Source organism: Paenarthrobacter sp. GQ52 (assembly GCF_059759005.1).
This window is the reverse complement of record NZ_JCAXEJ010000001.1, coordinates 396,450-414,077: the sequence shown is the minus strand read 5'-3', so window position 1 is coordinate 414,077 and position 17,628 is coordinate 396,450. Positions and strand designations below refer to the sequence as shown.

Below are 17,628 nucleotides of genomic sequence, written 5' to 3'. Positions count from 1 at the left end.
ACTATGCGTTTTTGGTTACTTGTGGAATGATGGACGTATGAGCCGCATCACCAGCACCCGCCTCGCAGACAGCCGAGAGCTGATCTACTTCGACGACCCCGGGACTCCGGAACGAACACCGGACTCGTTGGTGGACCACCGCGAGCTTCCAACCCGCGGTGAGCCGGGTGAGGTCCGCTATGACGCCTTGTCGGGTGACTGGGTGGCCGTGGCTGCCCACCGCCAGACGCGTACGCACCTTCCCCCCGCTGATCAGTGCCCCATCTGCCCCACCACAGCTGCGAACCCCTCCGAAATTCCGGCATCGGATTACGACGTCGTGGTGTTCGAGAACCGCTTCCCGTCCCTCGGCCCGGCCTTGGGCGACATCCCCCCGATTCCTGCGTCGGGGCACTCCGGCCACAATGTCAAGGGAGCGGCATATGGCCGCTGTGAGGTGGTTGCCTTCACGCCACAGCACACCGGCTCCTTTGCCGAACTGGGCGAAACGCGTGCCCGCACGGTCATTGAAGCGTGGGCCCAGCGGACCGAAGCTTTGAGCGCCTTGCCCGGCATCAAGCAGGTCTTTCCTTTCGAGAACCGCGGCGCGGACATCGGAGTCACCCTGCACCACCCTCACGGCCAGATCTACGCCTACCCCTACGTAACTCCCCGCGCCGCCCAGCTCGGTGCGGTGGCACGGAAGTACTACGACGACGTCGACGCGAAGGAAACGCTCGGGGCCTCACTCCTCAACGCTGAACGCGAGGACGGCAGCCGTATGGTCCTGGAAGCCAAGCATTTCAGTGCCTACGTACCTTTCGCGGCCCGCTGGCCCCTGGAAGTCCACCTCGTTCCGCACCGCAGCGTCCCCGATCTTGCGGCACTCACGGGGGAAGAACGCGATGAGCTTTCGCAGGTCTACTTGGACCTGCTGAAGCGGCTCGACGCCCTCTACCCCACCCCCATGCCGTACATCTCGGCCTGGCACCAGGCCCCGCTGGACCCGGCTCTTCGCCCTGCGGGCCAGTTGCACCTGCAGCTGACCTCACCTCGCCGCGCTGCCGATAAGCTCAAGTATCTGGCCGGCTCCGAGGCCGCCATGGGAGCCTTCATCAACGACACCACCCCCGAGGCGGTGGCGGAGCGGCTACGCAGCGTCGCCGCATCACCTTCGAACAAGACCCTGGAAGGCACACGAGCATGACCACCACCACCGAGACCGGCGTCCTCGCAGCCCGCTTCCAGGAAACGTTCGGCGCAGCTGCCGACGGCGTGTGGCAGGCACCGGGACGCGTCAACCTGATCGGCGAGCACACGGACTACAACGAGGGCTTTGTGCTCCCCTTCGCCATCGATAAGACGGCAAAGGTGGCACTGCGGGTCCGCGACGATTCAAGGGTGCGTATGCTGTCCACCTTTGGCGGGCACGGCGTGGTGGAAGCCGACCTCGCGGACTCGGAACCCGGATCCGGTGAGGGATGGTCCCGCTACCCGCTCGGCGTCGCCTGGGCGCTCAAGGAACGCGGCATCGAGGTGCCCGGCTTTGACCTCCTCCTTGATTCCGATGTTCCGTCCGGAGCCGGCCTCTCTTCATCACACGCGATTGAGTGCGCCGTCATCTCTGCCCTTAACGAATTGACGGGCGCCGGTTTCGCTGCCGAGGACCTGGTCCTCGCAACCCAGCGCGCCGAGAATGTGTTCGTTGGAGCACCCACCGGAATCATGGACCAGTCAGCATCCCTGCGCGGCGCCAAGGGACACGCTGTGTTCCTGGACTGCCGTGACCAGCATGTGGAGTTGGTCCCGTTCGACGCAGAAGCTTCCGGCCTGGTCCTGTTGGTTATCGACACAAAGGTGTCGCACTCGCATGCCGACGGCGGATACGCCTCCCGCCGTGCGTCCTGCGAGTTAGGTGCCGAGATTCTTGGCGTCAAGGCACTGCGCGACGTCGGCGTGGAGCGTTTGGAGGAAGCATCAGGCCTGCTTGACGAAACTACCCTTCGGCGGGTCCGCCATGTGGTCACGGAAAACGATCGGGTCCTCCAGACGGTGGAAGTCCTGGGCACCGAGGGCCCTGCCGCCATCGGAGCATTGCTGGATGCCAGCCACGTTTCGATGCGCGACGATTTTGAGATCTCCTGCCCGGAACTGGACCTTGCCGTGGATACTTCCCGGGCCAACGGCGCTATCGGCGCCCGCATGACGGGTGGTGGTTTTGGCGGTTCCGCCATCGCACTGGCACCGGTTGGCCAGGAGCAACAGGTACGCGACGCCGTCGTGCGTTCCTTCGCGAAGGCGGGCTTCACTGCCCCTGACATCTTCACCGTTACCCCGGCCGCTGGAGCTCTTCGCCTGGCCTGAGGCGTCCGGTTTCTCCTGCGAGCGCCCGGCGTACCACCTGATGCCGGGCGTAAGCTGGGGCCATGACTGAGGCTGTCATCGTAGCTACTGCAAGGAGCCCTATTGGCAGGGCTTTCAAAGGCTCCCTCAAGGACGAACGTCCAGACGACCTGGCAACCGCCATGGTGCAGGCCGCCCTCGCGAAGGTTCCGGGCTTCGATCCCGCAGCGGAGGACGGCCAAGGATTGGACGACATCCTGCTGGGCTGCGCTGAACCCAGTGGCGAGGCCGGATCCAACATGGCACGAGTGGTGGCCGTCCTTGCCGGGCTGGACCGCGTGCCAGCGGCCACTATCAACCGTTTCTGCGCCTCGAGCCTGCAAACCTTGAGGATGGCCTTCCACGCCATCAGGTCCGGGGAAGCCCACGCGATTGTCTCCGCGGGAGTGGAGAGTGTGTCCAGGTACCAGAACTGGGCGGGTGCCGGCGAAACGGACTCCTCCAACCACAACCCGCTGTTCGACGCGGCAGCCCAACGTACGGCCTCCCGCGCGGCGTCCAACATCCCTTGGACCGACCCCCGGCTGGGCGGCCGCCTGCCCGACATCTACATCTCCATGGGCCAGACGGCCGAGAACGTTGCCACCAGCTATGGCATCAGCCGGGCCGAGCAGGACGAGTGGGCCGTCCTCAGCCAGACTCGTGCCGAAGCCGCGATCGACGCAGGGTTTTACGCCCGGGACATCACGCCCTACACACGCAAGGACGGCACCGTCGTGGAGCGGGACGACTCCCCCCGCGCGGGTGTGACCCTCGAAGCTGTATCCGCCCTGCAACCGGTTTTCCGTTCAGAAGGGACCGTCACAGCCGGCAACGCATGCCCGCTCAACGACGGCGCCGCGGCGGTAGTGGTCATGAGTGACTCACGCGCGCGCGAACTGGGCCTGCAGCCGCTCGCGCGGGTGGTTTCAACCGCCGTCAGCGCCCTCTCTCCCGAGCTCATGGGCATGGGGCCCGTGGAATCCACGCGACGGGCCCTCGGGTTAGCTGGCCTGACCATGGATGACATTGATCTGGTGGAGCTCAACGAAGCTTTCGCTGTGCAGGTGGTGGCGAGCGCCCGTGAGTTGGGTATTGACCCCGCAAAGCTCAACGTCCATGGTGGGGCCATTGCCCTGGGCCATCCCTTCGGCATGACCGGCGCCCGGATGACAAGCACGCTCCTCAACGGCCTCAAGGAACGAGACGGAACTTTGGGGCTTGCCACCTTGTGCGTCGGTGGCGGTCAAGGGATGGCGGTTGTTTTCGAACGACTGACCTAGTCAGAAACGCAAACATGCCGGGACGCAAAAATGCCCCCGAAACTCGGGGGCATTTCGCGTTGGAGCTGTTGTAACTAGTCGTCGCCTCGCAGGATCGCCAAGAGGCGGATGATTTCGACGTAGAGCCAAACCAGCGTGACCGTCAGGCCGAACGCCGCAACCCAGGAGTAACGCTCCGGGGCGCCTGCGCGGACGCCTTCTTCGATGCTGGTGAAGTCCATGATCAGCGAGAACGCTGCCAGGCCGATGGCCAGGATGCCGATGAAGACACCCAGCGGGATGCCGAAGATCTCGAAGCTTGTGCGGAGGCCGAAGGGCTCCTGCACAGCGCCGGTCCACATCATCACCATGTTGATCAGGGCGAAAACCGCGTAACCGATGGTGGCGATCATGAAGAAGCGCACCATCTTGGGGGTGGCGCGGACCTTGCCGCTCTTGAAGAGCACCAGGGTGACGCCGAAGACTGCCAGCGTACCGATGACGGCCTGGAGGCCGACGCCGGGGTACATGCCGTCCAGGATGCGGGTAAGGCCACCGAGGAACAGGCCCTCAAGGCCGGCGTAGGCAAGGATCAGTGCCGGTGAAGGCTGCTTCTTGAACGTGTTCACCAACGCCAGGACGAATCCACCCAGTGCACCAACGATCATGAGCATGGTGGAGAGAGCGGGCGCCACGAAGAGTGTGACGCCGGCGCCGAGGATGAGAACCACGAGGCAGGCGACAGTCTTCATGATGACGTCGTCATAGGTCATGCGGCCAGTGTCGGCAGGGCCTGCAGCGGGCTGGTTGTACATCTGCTGCAGCTGTTCATTGGTCATGTTCTGCTGCTGGGCAGACCATGCTGCATGGCCGTCCATGACCTGGCTCGGTGCACGGCCGGGTGCCTGGTTGAACTGCTGGCCGTACGGGTTCTGCGGTACAGGCGGGGCCTGCTTTGCTCCACGGAAATTCTTTCCGTTGAAGACTGGGTTTCCGCCAAGTGCCATTGCGGGTGTCCTCCTGAAAAAGGGCTAGTGATAGTTCACGGTACCAAGTACTACGCGCGCGTGGCAGGGAAAGTTCCCTTGTTCACGCAGACGAAACTCAACCGTGACAAGAAATTGGAAGACTGTCGCCCTGGGAACGTTTAGTAGCACCCTTAAACAACAAAGGTTTACTTAAGGATTGCTACATCACTAGTTGCCTATAGCTTCACAGTTGTTATCCGATCGCGATCTTCGCACCCCCGAACTGGGCATTTATTATCTCCACCGGACGGTAACATAGGCCACACATGGGTGACTTAGATCACAAACGAGGCAGCTAGGCAAGAACTGTTCACAAGCCCCATGACCGTTCGCACCGGCTGCAAAGGCGCAGCCGGGACCACCCCCACTGTGGAGGTTTCCATTTTGAGAAGCACACTGCGCGACCCGTCCATGAGACGGTCCAAAGGACTGCAGAGAGTTGTGGGGGCGCTGTTCGCAGCCCTCATCACCGCTCTGTTGATCGCCGCCCCTTCGGCACAGGCAACCACCCCCTCGCCTTCGCCGTCCCCGACGACTTTCCAGAACAACATCAGCGGGTTCCTCCGCGATGATGCCCGGGCTCCCATACCCGGCGTCAAGATCAAAGCCACGGGCAACGGGTTTGAGGGTGAAGCCACCTCCGGAGCCAACGGAGCCTGGACCATCGGCGTTCCCGTCCAAGGCACCTACACCATTGAGCTGGACACCTCCACCTTGCCGGAGGGCATCGCACTGGCCGAGGGCCAGGACAATCCCCGCGATGTCACGTTCAGCCAGACGTCCAACTTGTCGGTGATCTTTGCCTTCGGCGAGGGCATCGTGGTCCAGCAACAGGACTTCGGCCAAAACCTCCTCAACCGCCTCGTCGCGGGCCTGAGCTTCGGCCTCCTCCTTGCACTCGCCTCGGTCGGCCTCTCCCTGATCTTCGGAACCACCGGCCTGACCAACTTCGCCCACGGTGAGATGGTGACGCTGGGCGCAGTACTGGTGTTTATGTTCAACGCCTTTGGGTTCCCCTTCTGGCTGGCCATCCTGCTTGCCCTGGTGGGCGGCGGTCTCTTCGGCTACGTCCAGGACGCAGGGCTCTGGCGGCCGTTGAGGAAACGTGGCTCAGGCTTGGTCCCCATGATGATCGTCAGCATCGGTCTCGCGTTGGCCATCCGCTACGTCATCCAGTTCTTCTTCGGCGGTGCAACGCAGCAGCTGCCCGGCGCCCAGAGTGCCGAGATCCAGATCGGCCCTGTTTCGATCTCCCCGAACAACCTGTGGTCCCTGATCATCAGTGCGGTGGTCATCGCCCTGATCGGCATCGTCCTGCTGAAGACCCGTCTCGGCAAGGCAACCCGTGCAGTAGCCGACAATCCCGCGCTGGCAGCCGCCTCCGGCATCGACGTCGACTCCGTTATCCGCATTGTGTGGATCGTCGGCGGCGTCCTCGCCTCCCTCGGTGGCATCCTGTGGGCGTACTACCGCCCTGGCGTCACCTTCGACATGGGCTCGCAAATCCTGTTGCTCATCTTCGCCGGCGTGACGCTGGGTGGTTTGGGAACCGTCTTCGGCGCCCTGATCGGCTCAATCGTCGTCGGCATCTTCGTGGAACTGACCACAGTGTTCGGCCTCCCCGCCGACCTCAAGTACGTCGGTGCCCTGTTCATCATGATTGTTGTTCTTCTGTTCCGACCGCAGGGTATCCTCGGCCGGCGTGAGCGTGTGGGTTAGGAGCGGGCCATGGACTTCGGATTTATTTTCTCCAGCGCCCTTGGCGAACTGTTCAGCCCGACGACGGCGGCCTACGCACTTGCCGCTTTGGGCCTCGCGGTGCACTTCGGCTACTCAGGCCTGCTGAACTTCGGCCAGGCCGGCTTCATGGCTGTGGGTGCCTACGGTTTCGCAATCTCTACCTTGAGTTTCGACGCCCCGTTCTTCCTTGCACTGATCATCTCTATTCTTTGCTCGGTGATCTTCGCGTTCATCCTGGGTATTCCTACGCTGCGGCTTCGTGCCGACTACCTGGCTATCGTCACCATCGCCGCCGCCGAAATTGTGCGGTACGTGGTCACTACCAACCAGCTCACCAGCGTCACAGGCTCCGCCAACGGCCTGGCAGCGTTCGAGAACACCTTCTATGCCATGAACCCCTTCCCTGAAGGGTCCTACATGGGCATGAACAACCGCGACTTCTTTATCCGCGTCGTCGGATGGGGCCTGGTCATCGTTTGCTGCCTCTTGGTGTGGCTCCTGATGCGCAGCCCCTGGGGCCGCGTCCTGAAGGGCATCCGCGAAGACGAGAACGCTGTCCGCTCGCTCGGCAAGAACGTTTACGCCTACAAGATGCAGGCGCTGGTCATTGGTGGCGTGCTCGGCGCCTTGGCGGGCATGATCTTCACCCTCCCCCGCGGCGCCGTCCAGCCGTCCAACTACGGCACAGAGCTCACGTTCTTCCTGTGGACCTGCCTCCTGCTCGGCGGCATGGCCACGGTCCTGGGGCCCGTCATCGGAGCCATGATCTTCTGGGTGGTACTCTCACTGACCCAGAGCCTGCTCTACGGCCTCATCGAATCAGGGGCAGTCACCTGGCTGACCACCGTCCAGGCAGGCCAGCTGCGCTACATCCTGGTAGGCGTTGCACTGATGCTCCTGATGATCTTCCGCCCGCAAGGCGTCTTCGGCAATAAGAAGGAGCTTGCTTTCGCATGAGTGAGACCAACGAACGCAACACCGAAAATATCGACTACATGACCGATTCGCGGCCCATCGCCGTCGGGGAGAATACCCCCGGCTGCAAGAAGCGCGATCCCATTGTGGTGGCAGAGGATGTCACACGTTCCTTTGGCGGCATTAACGCAGTGGACGTGGAATACCTGGAGATCCCCCGACACAAGATCACCGCCTTGATCGGGCCCAACGGAGCTGGCAAGACCACCTTGTTCAACCTGCTCACGGGCTTTGATACCCCCAACACGGGCAAGTGGCAGTTTGAAGGCAACAGCCTGGCCGGCGTCTCGTCGTACAAGGTTGCCCGTATGGGCATGGTCCGCACGTTCCAGCTGACCAAAGTGATGGGCAAGCTGACCGTCATGGAAAACATGCGCCTTGGTGCTGCAGACCAGCCCGGCGAACGGCTGTCCAGGGCCCTGTTCAAAGGCATATGGGGAGGTCGCGAAAAGGAAATCACGGCCCAAGCCGACTTGCTGTTGGAGAAGTTCAAGCTGGATACCAAGAAGGACGACTACGCAGCGTCCCTCTCCGGTGGTCAGCGCAAGCTCCTGGAGATGGCACGCTCCCTGATGGTGAAGCCCAAGCTGGTGATGCTGGATGAGCCCATGGCCGGTGTGAACCCGGCATTGACACAGTCTCTGCTGGACCACATCAAGAACCTCAAGGCGGAGGGCATGACCGTGCTCTTCGTGGAGCACGACATGAACATGGTCCGCCACATTGCTGACTGGGTTGTGGTCATGGCCGAAGGCAAGGTAGTTGCCGAAGGACCTCCGGGCGAAGTCATGAAGAACCCCGCCGTCATCGACGCCTACCTTGGTGCCCACCACGATGTGGACCTTGGCGATGCTGAAGGCATCAAGGTGCTCGAGGCAGAACTCGAAGCTGACGAAGAGTCCGTAGTGGGAACTGAAGACGCCGGCATCCTGTCCGAGATCGAAGAAACCAAGAAGGAGGACGGGAAATGAGCAGCAGCACCAGCGCAATGCCCGCCTCGGCTGCAGCGCCGGCCAGTGATTCCGTGGTCAAGGTTACTAACCTCGTGGCCGGCTACATTCCTGGCGTCAACATCCTCAATGGCTGCAGCATAGAGGCCCGCAAGGGTGAGTTGATAGGCATTATCGGCCCCAACGGCGCCGGTAAATCCACACTCCTGAAGGCCATGTTCGGCTTGGTGAAGGTCCACTCCGGCACAGTGGTGGTTCGTGGCCAGGACCTCACGGGGTTGAAGGCCAACAAGCTGGTCACCCAGGGTGTGGGCTTCGTCCCGCAGACGAACAATGTCTTCGCCACACTGACCATTGAAGAGAATCTCCAAATGGGCATGTTCCAGCGGCCCAAGGACTTCTCCGAACGCTTCGACTTTGTCACCAGCCTCTTCCCGGAGTTGGGAAAGCGGCGTGCCCAGCGCGCGGGGTCCCTGTCCGGCGGCGAACGCCAGATGGTGGCCATGGGCAGGGCACTCATGATGGACCCGGCTGTGCTGCTGCTCGACGAGCCGTCGGCAGGCCTCTCCCCCGTCAAACAGGACGAGACCTTCCTCCGTGTCCATGAGATCAACCGCGCCGGAGTCTCGGTGATCATGGTGGAACAGAACGCCCGCCGTTGCCTGCAGATCTGCGACCGCGGCTATGTCCTGGACCAAGGCAAGGATGCGTACACAGGTACGGGCCGCGAGCTCATGAAGGACCCCAAGGTCATCCAGCTCTACCTGGGTACCTTGGCCGACGAGGTTTAATCGCCCCACACCCAAAGGACGGGCAAAGGAGGGCTCCGGAATACCCCGGGCCCTCCTTTTGCTTACGACGGCTCCGGACCTCCCGCTCGTTGCGAGGCCCGCTCTGCGCCCCAAAAACACCCCTAAGCACGCACACCAGGCCCCACAACACGAGCCCACCATCCACATAGTCGGTGCGGCTATCACCTTCTTTGAACGGCGACACATAGTGACACCCCGAGGAATGCGGCGCGTCGGACGGGCTGCAGATTCAAAGTGGGTGGATGCCGCACGCCCCGCTCGTTGCGAGGCCCGCTCTGCGCCCCAGACACACCCCTAAGCACGCACACCAGGCCCCACAACACCGCTCACAGGGCCAGCAAGCGTTAACGCCCAACGGGTCCCCTTCCTTGTGAGGAAGGGGACCCGTTGCTAACTGCGGTCTAGTTGGCGTTCAGCTTAGAGCTTGCCGAACTCTTCGCGGACCGGCTTGTAGGTGTTGTCGTCCTGGTATTCGTAGATACCGATGTATGCCTCGGTGGGGTCGCCGGCATCGGAGAACGTTACCGGACCGGACTGGCCGTCGTAGTCGATGTCCTTGCCCTCGCGGAGCAGGGTGACGCATGACGGGAAGTCGGTGCACTTCTCGCCGCCTTCAGAGACTTCCTTGAGCTTGGCCGCGATGTCCGTGCCCTTGGTGCTCTTGGCTGCCTCAGATGCCAGCGCAATCAGGTTCACGGCGTCGTAGGACTCTCCTGCGTAGCTGTAATCCTTCAGGGCGGGATCGATCGCGAGGAGCTTCTGCTTGAAGGCGTCCTTGGCGAACGTACCGGGGATGGTTCCCTGTGCGCCCTTCATGGTGCCTGCCTGGAAGTCCTTGCTGTAGTCCGAGGTGTTGCCGTCAACCATGAACAGCTGCGTGGGCTTGACGCCCTTGCCGGTCATGAGGGGCACGATGCTCTTGGCCTGGTCGAAGGTGATCAATGCGATCGCATCCGGCTTGGCTGCGAGGACCTTGTCCACTTGGCTGCTGAACTGCGAATCACCTTCGTTGAAGAGTTCTTCTGCAACAACCTTGCCGCCGGCTGCCTCGAAGGCTTCCTTGACGTTCTTCTGCAGGCCGGTTCCGTAGGCGTCGTTGAGAACGATCATGCCAACAGTCTGGGCGCCACAGGTAGCCATGTAGTTGCCGAGGACCTTGCCCTGCAGGACGTCGGACGGTGCCGTGCGCCAGTAGAGGCCCTTGTCGTCCCATGTGGTGAAGTCAGGTGAAGTGTTCGCCGGGGAGAAGTGGATGACGCCAGCGCCGGTGATCTGGTTGATGACCGTCTTGGAAACGCCGGACGAGGCCGCACCGATTACTGCGCTCACACCCTGGCCCAGCAAGGCTGTGGTGGACTGCGTGGCGATGTCGGTCTTGGTGTCACCGGAGTCGCGGTGGGTCACCTCTATGGGAGCGCCAAGAACGCCGCCAGCGTCGTTGACTTCCTTGACGCCGAGGTTGACACCGGCAATTTCAGGCGGGCCGAGGAACGCCAGCGACCCCGTTGTCGGCAGGAGCGATCCAAGCTTAAGCGGCGTAGCCGTGGTGGTGGTCGAGGGAGGTACAGGTCCCGTGTTGGTGGCAGCCTGGCTGTTGCCGGCTCCCGCCCCGCCGCTCGGTGCCGGGCAGGCGATACCTGCCGCGGCGGCGGATTGAGACCCAGTCTGGGTAGGTGTCGAAGACCCACCACAAGCTGTGGCCAAGAGAGCGACCCCAATGCCAAGCGCGGTTAGCTTGGCGGCTCGGGGCGCCGCTGGGGAAAGATCAAACATTCGTTGTCTCCTCGATCGAAAGGTGCGAACTGCCTTTGATGCGATTACTCAGGTGTTCCTGATTAAGACTCAAACTAGTGCAATTGCCCCGGGAACATAAGTGATTCAGGTCACATCCCTATAACACTCGTTGCCTGTGGGGAATCTACGAGCTTGCTGGGAAAAGTCCCTGAAGAGGAGAACCGTGCACACGAAGCGAGAAAGAGCTCTCACCTTGCGTTTGTGCCCCAGGTGGGACTCGAACCCACAACACGCGGATTTTAAGTCCGCTGCCTCTGCCAATTGGGCTACTGGGGCGCCCGGACCATGGTATCCCAGCTAGAGCCGGTTGAATGGCGCGGCGTAGCGAAAGGTGCCCCGGACGCCGTCGGGCCATTCCGGTAGGGGTAGAAGCTGGAAGTGCTCGCCCCACATCGCCTCAGGCGGTTCAACGCCCATGGAGGTGGCTGGCACATAGCCGAAACGCGGATAGTAGAGCGGGCTGCCGAGCAAGGCGATTCCGGGTTCCCCGAGTGCCGTGGCACGAGCCGCCGTCTCGCGCATCAACGCCGAACCAACCCCGCGCCGCTGGAAGGGCGGAAGCACGCCTATGGGACCCAAACCCAGCAGTTCGAGCTCTCCGACCCAGGCCCGCGTGCTGATGGCGTGACCCACGATTTCACCGCCCATTTCCGCCACGATGCTGAGTTCCAGGACGTACTCGCTGCACTCAAAAAGCTCGCGCAAGAGCCCCACTTCAATCGGCGTGCCGTCAACGGGTTCACCGGTCACCGGGGAGACAGAAAACGCCCGTGCAGTCAGTTCCAGGATCTCGGCCCGGTCCTCGGGCCGCTCCGAACGCAGGACCACGCCGCGGGCAAGAAGCCGCAGCACGTCCATGGCCCGGCCGGCGTCCTCCGACGGCACCAGCAGGTGATCGTGATGGAAACCGGCCAGGACGTTGCAACTGATCCCTGCGTGCGTCAGCGCAGCACTGACAGCAGCAGTGAGCCCCACGGCTTCGAGGGCCGAATGGACCTGGAGCGTGATCCATGTGGCCACGAAATCGTAGCTAAGTCCCAAAGAATCGGCTTCGTCGCGGTGAAGGACCACCGTTAGGCCTTCGGCCTCGCGAACTGCCGCTTCGATGCCACCTTCCAAAGGCCGGCCGTGCGGCCAAAGAGCGTAAACGTAGTCGCCATCGCGGGCTACGGGATGAAGCGACTCCAGGAGCGTCTTCAGATCAGTTTCGCCGGACATGGCAACAGTCTAGGGGCAGCTTTGGCGCGCCCGCCCAGGCGACGCCGTTAAACGCCGACGGCGACCATCCCCCGCAAGGGGACGGCCGCCGTCGAGCGTGTACTACTTGGCGTCAGCAGTTACCGGAGTCTTGACTTCCTCGGCAACCGGCTTGGCTTCCACCGGTGCCGGAGCGGCAGCAGGCTTGGGAGCCGGCGTCGCTGCGGCCACGAAGGCACCGCGCGGGTTGTCCAGGTCCATCAGCGGCGTGGTGTCGCGGCCGGCGAAGAAGGCCAGAATCCAGCCGAGGATCACGCGGAACTTGCGTTCCACCGTAGGCATCGCCATGCCGTGGTAACCACGGTGGGCCAGCCAGGCGAGGCCGCCCTTGAGGCCGATGCGGCCGAGCAGGTTGATGTTTGCAACACCCTTCCACTCGCCGAAACCGGCTACAGCACCGAGGTTCTTGTGCTTGTAGTCGTGCAGCGGCTTGTCCCAGCGGGAGGCCCAGAGGTTCTTAGCGAGCTTCTTGGCCTGGCGCAGGGCGTGCTGGGCGTTGGGGACGCAGGTGCCGTCCGGCAGGCCCTTGCCCGTGAGGTCCGGAACAGCGGCGATGTCGCCGGCTGCCCAGGCGTTCTCCACGATGCCTTCATCGCCTGCGATGCGCAGGTCAGGCAGGACGCGAACGCGGCCTCGCGGTTCCAGCGGGAAGTCGGTGGAGCGGATCATCGGGTTGGCCTGCACGCCGGCAGCCCATACCAGGGTGTCTGCTTCAACTTCACCGGCGGGAGTCTTGTCCGGGAGGTTGATCAGCTTGAGGTTGCCCTCGGCACTGTCAAGGGAAGTGTTCAGGAGTACTTCGATGCCGCGGCTGCGGAGGTGCTCCACAACCCACTCGGCCTGCGAGGCGGTGACCTCGGGCATGATGCGGCCCATGGCTTCAACCAGGATGAAGCGGACTTCTTCCTGGCGGATGCGGGGGTTGTTGCGCACAGCAGCGCGGGCGAGGTCTTCCATTTCGGTGAGGCATTCGATGCCGGCAAAGCCGCCACCCACCACAACGAAGGTCAGCGCCTTGGCACGCTCTGCGGGGTCAGTCATGGTGGAAGCTGATTCGATGCGCTCCAGCACCTTGTTGCGAAGTGCAACGGCTTCCTCGATGGTCTTCAGGCCGATGCCCTTGTCCGCGAGTCCCTTGATGGGGAACGTGCGGGTGATGGCGCCGGCTGCGATCACGACGTCGAAGTACGGGATCTCGAAGTTCTCGCCGCCGTCGGACGGGGCGATAACCGCGGTCCGGTTGGCGTGGTCGATGCTGGTGACGCGGCCCTGGATGAGCTCAGTCTGCTTGAGGTGCTGACGGTGGGAGACGACGGCGTGGCGTGCCTCGATGTTGCCACCGGCTACTTCCGGGAGGAAGGGCTGGTAGGTCATGTACGGCAGTGGATCAACGACGGTGACGATTCCGCCTGCGTTCGCGATCTTCTTCTGCAGTTTGAGTGCTACGTACAGGCCGACGTAGCCGCCGCCGACGACGAGAACCCGGGGACGGTCAATGAGCTCTGGGGTGGTTGCCATGAGTCCAGAGTACAGTACTTTGTGAAAATCTTCACTAACTACTTCCGGGCAGGCGGATCCACCTTCAAAAGGGCGCCTGTTTCGGCCTCCTCAGTAGCTACTGGCGGGTCCCGTAGGACCCTTCGCAGCTGGACCGCTGCACCTGCAACGAGAACAATGAACAACGCTCCAAAACCCAGAACGACGGCGGCAGGAAGGGCTTCGTCCACGGTGGCCGGCGTCTTCGCGACAGGGACAGTCGGATCGGCAAGCGTCGGAGCGGCGCTGGTAGGACTCGCCACGGGCGCTTGTGAGGGTTCGCTGAAGACGCCGCGGCGGTGGACGCGGATCCAGTCCGCGATGGAACCCAGCGGGTTGGTGCTGGTGGTGGGTACGTCGCTCTTGAGCGCGGCCTCAGCGTTGAGGATGCCATACCCATAGAGGGGGTCCTTGCCTGGGGCGCCGGCATCCTTGGCAGTGCTGACGATCCTGTTGATGACCTGGGTGGCGCTCATTTCCGGCCACTTGGAACGGATCAGTGCCGCCACACCTGAAACGATGGGTGCCGCTCCGGACGTTCCTGCCCACTCGGCATACGAACCACCGGGAATGCCGCCCACCAGTTTCTCCGCCGGAGCTGCCACTCCAATACTGATGCCCTGGGACGATGAGTCAACGCTGGCGCGTCCCTCGCCATCCAACCCGGCTACCGTGAGGACGCCGGGAATAGTTGCCGGGGCACCAACCTGGACGTTGCCACCCACCCGGTTTCCCGCGGCGGCAACGATCACCACATCCTTTTGCTCCGCGTACAGGAACGCTGCGTCCCAGCTCTGCGGCCAATCCGGCGAAGTACTGCCGAGGGAAATGTTGATGACCTTGGCACCGTTGTCCACCGCCCAGCGCACGGCTTCAGGTATTTGCTCCTGGTCCGTCTTGCCGCCCGGGTTGGGCGAACCGAGCCACGTTGAGATGGCGAGAATCTCCGCTTCGGGCGCCACGCCCGTGATCCCATCCGGTCCCCCGGCGGGCGGGGTGGTGGGTGGCGGTGGAGGTGCGGCCGGCTTTGGCGCTGCTGACCCTGACGCCGATGGCGACGGCGACGGGGTGGGCGTGGTGTGGCCGCGCCCGGCGAGCATCGTTGCCACCAGGGTGCCGTGTTCGGTCTTGGCGCCAATACTCTTTTGTCCATTCGGAGCCCCGGCGCCGGAGACATCCGTCCCACCGACCACGACGCCCTTGAGGTCAGGGTGGCTCCCGTCAATACCGCTATCGATAATCGCGACCTTGACGCCGGCACCCTTGGACACCTGCCAGGCGTTGGTGACACCCGATTCTTTGAGCCAGTACTCCTTGTCGCGCCATGCATCCGCGTTGGCTGCCGGAGCCGACAACAGCGCACCTGCAAGCGCCCCGCCGGCCAACGTGGTGGCAAGCGCAGCGGACAGGACGCGTCGGTGCCGCAACGTCATTCGCCGTCCCGGATACTCAGGGCGATGCCGTCAAGAATGTCGTGTTCGCTGGAAACAGCCGCGCGAATGGTTCCGTTGCTGACCGTTTCCATCCGTGCCAGAATGCGGCGCCAAACCAAAGCTCCCGCTCCGATCACATCTACGCGTCCCGGGTGCATATAGGGAAGGGCAGCACGTTCTTCGCGCGTCATTTCCAGCAGGCTGGTGCATGCGTCGGTGATGGTTTCGACATCCAGCGAAGCACCGTGGATTCGGCCCGGCTCATATTCGCTCAGGCCCAACGCGTGCGCGGTGATGGTGGTGATGGAACCAGCGACCCCAACCACCGCTGTGGCGCGGCCGAGCGGTACCGCCTGAGCGGCAAGATCAAGTGCGGCATCGACGTCGGCCTCTGCTGCGGTGATTTGCGCAGCCGTGGGCGGATCGCTGCGAAGGTGACGTTCAGTCAACCGCACGCAGCCAATGTCCACCGAGCGCGCTGCGATAACGCCGCTGGAGTCGCCCAGTACGAATTCGGTACTCCCACCGCCCAGGTCCACCACCAGGATGGCGTCCTCCCCCGTGGCCGGCAGGACGCTGCTGGCTCCCGCGAAGGACAACGCAGCTTCCTCGTCACCGGAAATGACCTCTGGCCGTACGCCCAGGAGATCCCGGATGCCGTCCACAAAGACCTGGCGGTTACTGGCATCACGAGTTGCCGAAGTAGCGGCAAAACGGACTCGTTCGGCACCGTGTTCCTGGATGAGCCGGGCGTAGTCCCGCGTAGCAGCAAAGGTGCGCTCCAAGGCCTCCGGAGCCAGCTCGCCTGTGGCATCGACGCCCTGGCCCAGCCGCACCACGCGCATTTCACGCACGACGTCGGTCAACGGACCCTGCGCGTCAGGTAGTCCATCTGAGACATCAGCGATAAGCAGCCGGATGGAGTTGGTACCGCAATCAATGGCAGCCACGCGGCTCATGCGGTGCCTTCCTGCTCGTCAAGGGATTCAATCTTGGACTTCCGCACCGGCGCGGGACGCCCCACGATGTCAGGCAGCCCCTGCGGACCATGGCGGCTCAAATCCCGTGAAGGAGCCTCGCCGGCTGTGTCCCAGGCGCCGTCGCAATAGCAGCGGTCCTTGGTCCACCATTCAGTGATAGCATCCAGTGCCTCGTCCCCCAGCGGATTGACGCCCGGGCCGGCAGCCAACGAATGACCCACCAGGACATGCAGGCACTTCACGCGGGTGGGCATACCGCCCGCAGAGATACCGTCGATCTCGGGCACTGCCCCGGTGCCGGAGCGATCAGCAATCTGGTTGCGGGCCTGCAGATAGGCATCGTGCGCGCCATGGTAGGCGCCGGCCAACTCCTGGTCAGCGGTCAGTCGCTCGTTCATCTCGTTCATGAGCCCGCCAGCTTCAAGGCGGGACACCGCCGAAGTGATGACCGGGTGGGTCAGGTAGAACGTGGTGGGAAACGGTGTTCCGTTGCTGAGCCGGGGAGCTGTCGCTGCCACCAAGGGGTTGCCGCAGACGCACCTCGCCGGGATTTCCACGACATCCCGGACCGGCCTGCCCAGCTGTCGGCTGAGTACCTCAAGATCGTGTGCTGATGGCTGGCGGGATTCCTGCGGCACGGCTGCCGTGTTCTCTTCCACTTGCGCTGCCAACCTTCCTGCCCCTTTTGTCGCGTCCCATGCGGACACGACGGCGGCGGGCACCGCGTCTAGTCAGTTGCCGATCGTCTGATTGACTCCCAGAGAGCATCCACCCAGGGCAGATTCTCCGGGTTTGCCGACGATCCGGAGCCGGTGCGGCCACCCGGTGTGCCGGCGGCTTCTTCTCCCCCAAACACCCAGTAACCTGTTTCACCCGGCATAACCATGTTAATGCGGTCGCGGGCCTGCTGTTTCACGTAGTTGGGGTCCTGCCACCGGGAGAGCTGCTTGTTCAGCTCGGTTTGCTCCGCTTTCCTGCTCGCAATTTCCGCTTCCAGCGCTGAAATTTCGGCGCGTTTCTCGAGGAAGATCTTCACGGTGGGGGCCAGCAGGATAGTGATGGCAATCATCACCACGGCCAGTGCAAGCATCCTCCCGGAGAACGCCTTGGCCGGTACGGGATCCAGCTCACCGTCATCCTTCGCCCCGGGCCATGGTTTTTCCTTGCCCTTGTCCGCAGCCTTCGTGGAAGTGCCTGCCGGCTTGCTCTCCTTGCCCGCCTTGGTACTGGTGGGCGTCTTGCTGTTGCCAGGGGCTTTGGCGCCAGCCGCCGCCGTCGATGTCTTTGACGAAGCCCGCGGCCCGCCGAACTCGGCCTTGATGACGTCGGCGCCCTCGGAACCTGCGCCGTCAGAACCCTTGCCGGCCCCGCCGGATACGCCGGCCGGACGGGCACCACTAGACGGACGGGCACCACTTGACGGGCGACCAAGGGCGTCGGCCCTGGGTACCTTTGGACGACGGGTGGCCATGACACTCCTGTAATGCCCGGTGCTTGCCT

Annotated in this window: 15 protein-coding genes and 1 tRNA gene; 7 read left to right on the top strand and 9 right to left on the bottom strand. The window is 63.2% G+C overall.

What is annotated here, in order from left to right; genetic code table 11:
• Nucleotides 1–37: 37 nt before the first annotated feature.
• The 3 genes from galT to AC6CH8_RS01875 all read left to right on the top strand — a co-directional run bounded on the left by galT (nucleotide 38) and on the right by AC6CH8_RS01875 (nucleotide 3,644).
• Entirely contained in the window at nucleotides 38–1,186 is a 1,149-nt protein-coding gene (gene galT, locus AC6CH8_RS01885) for a galactose-1-phosphate uridylyltransferase (RefSeq protein ID WP_498188460.1), read from the top strand.
• Nucleotides 1,183–2,343 carry a galactokinase gene (galK, locus tag AC6CH8_RS01880; RefSeq protein WP_498188459.1) on the top strand — a complete coding sequence of 387 codons (1,161 nt, stop codon included), beginning with the start codon at nucleotides 1,183–1,185 and terminating at the stop codon, nucleotides 2,341–2,343. The genes galT and galK overlap by 4 nt, the downstream gene beginning before the upstream one ends.
• 62 nt (nucleotides 2,344–2,405) lie before the next feature.
• A complete protein-coding gene (locus AC6CH8_RS01875) occupies nucleotides 2,406–3,644 on the top strand; it encodes an acetyl-CoA C-acetyltransferase (protein ID WP_498188458.1) in 1,239 nt (412 codons plus the stop codon).
• A gap of 74 nt (nucleotides 3,645–3,718) precedes the next feature.
• Here the strand turns inward: AC6CH8_RS01875 and AC6CH8_RS01870 are convergent, their stop codons facing one another.
• On the bottom strand, nucleotides 3,719–4,630 hold the full coding sequence (locus AC6CH8_RS01870; RefSeq protein WP_420180493.1) for a Bax inhibitor-1/YccA family protein: 912 nt from the start codon (nucleotides 4,628–4,630) through the stop codon (nucleotides 3,719–3,721).
• 342 nt (nucleotides 4,631–4,972) lie between these two features.
• On the opposite strand from AC6CH8_RS01870, the gene AC6CH8_RS01865 reads away from it, so the two are divergent.
• Genes AC6CH8_RS01865 through AC6CH8_RS01850 form a run of 4 tightly spaced genes read left to right on the top strand, consistent with a single transcriptional unit; the run spans nucleotide 4,973 to nucleotide 9,107 of the window.
• A complete protein-coding gene (locus AC6CH8_RS01865) occupies nucleotides 4,973–6,370 on the top strand; it encodes a branched-chain amino acid ABC transporter permease (RefSeq protein ID WP_091466096.1) in 1,398 nt (465 codons plus the stop codon).
• Nucleotides 6,371–6,379: 9 nt separating this feature from the next.
• Nucleotides 6,380–7,348 carry a branched-chain amino acid ABC transporter permease gene (locus AC6CH8_RS01860; protein ID WP_420180492.1) on the top strand — a complete coding sequence of 323 codons (969 nt, stop codon included), beginning with the start codon at nucleotides 6,380–6,382 and terminating at the stop codon, nucleotides 7,346–7,348.
• Nucleotides 7,345–8,337, top strand: a complete 993-nt coding sequence (locus AC6CH8_RS01855; protein ID WP_498188457.1) for an ABC transporter ATP-binding protein — start codon at nucleotides 7,345–7,347, stop codon at nucleotides 8,335–8,337. Before AC6CH8_RS01860 ends, AC6CH8_RS01855 begins: the two co-directional genes overlap by 4 nt.
• Nucleotides 8,334–9,107 carry an ABC transporter ATP-binding protein gene (locus tag AC6CH8_RS01850; RefSeq protein WP_498188456.1) on the top strand — a complete coding sequence of 258 codons (774 nt, stop codon included), beginning with the start codon at nucleotides 8,334–8,336 and terminating at the stop codon, nucleotides 9,105–9,107. Before AC6CH8_RS01855 ends, AC6CH8_RS01850 begins: the two co-directional genes overlap by 4 nt.
• A 438-nt stretch (nucleotides 9,108–9,545) precedes the next feature.
• On the opposite strand, the gene AC6CH8_RS01845 is transcribed toward AC6CH8_RS01850, so the two are convergent.
• From AC6CH8_RS01845 to AC6CH8_RS01810, 8 genes are all read right to left on the bottom strand, one after another.
• The gene (locus AC6CH8_RS01845) at nucleotides 9,546–10,901 is read right to left on the bottom strand and encodes an ABC transporter substrate-binding protein (RefSeq protein ID WP_498188455.1); all 1,356 of its coding nucleotides are present in this window, start codon (nucleotides 10,899–10,901) and stop codon (nucleotides 9,546–9,548) included.
• A 223-nt stretch (nucleotides 10,902–11,124) separates the two neighbouring features.
• A tRNA-Leu gene (locus AC6CH8_RS01840) sits at nucleotides 11,125–11,198 on the bottom strand.
• Between the two features lie 21 nt (nucleotides 11,199–11,219).
• Nucleotides 11,220–12,140 (bottom strand): N-acetyltransferase, encoded by a 921-nt coding sequence (locus tag AC6CH8_RS01835; RefSeq protein WP_498188454.1) that lies wholly within the window; start codon nucleotides 12,138–12,140, stop codon nucleotides 11,220–11,222.
• 102 nt (nucleotides 12,141–12,242) lie between these two features.
• Nucleotides 12,243–13,697: an NAD(P)/FAD-dependent oxidoreductase gene (locus AC6CH8_RS01830; protein ID WP_364308279.1), complete on the bottom strand. Its 1,455-nt coding sequence runs from the start codon at nucleotides 13,695–13,697 to the stop codon at nucleotides 12,243–12,245.
• Between the two features lie 38 nt (nucleotides 13,698–13,735).
• Nucleotides 13,736–15,148, bottom strand: a complete 1,413-nt coding sequence (locus AC6CH8_RS01825; protein WP_498188453.1) for a S8 family serine peptidase — start codon at nucleotides 15,146–15,148, stop codon at nucleotides 13,736–13,738.
• Nucleotides 15,145–16,107: a Ppx/GppA phosphatase family protein gene (locus AC6CH8_RS01820; protein ID WP_498188452.1), complete on the bottom strand. Its 963-nt coding sequence runs from the start codon at nucleotides 16,105–16,107 to the stop codon at nucleotides 15,145–15,147. Before AC6CH8_RS01820 ends, AC6CH8_RS01825 begins: the two co-directional genes overlap by 4 nt.
• Nucleotides 16,104–16,787, bottom strand: coding sequence for a DUF501 domain-containing protein (locus AC6CH8_RS01815; RefSeq protein ID WP_178997842.1), 684 nt, complete (start codon nucleotides 16,785–16,787; stop codon nucleotides 16,104–16,106). The genes AC6CH8_RS01820 and AC6CH8_RS01815 overlap by 4 nt, the downstream gene beginning before the upstream one ends.
• Nucleotides 16,788–16,855: 68 nt before the next feature.
• Nucleotides 16,856–17,599 carry an FtsB family cell division protein gene (locus AC6CH8_RS01810; protein ID WP_498188451.1) on the bottom strand — a complete coding sequence of 248 codons (744 nt, stop codon included), beginning with the start codon at nucleotides 17,597–17,599 and terminating at the stop codon, nucleotides 16,856–16,858.
• Nucleotides 17,600–17,628 lie beyond the last annotated feature (29 nt).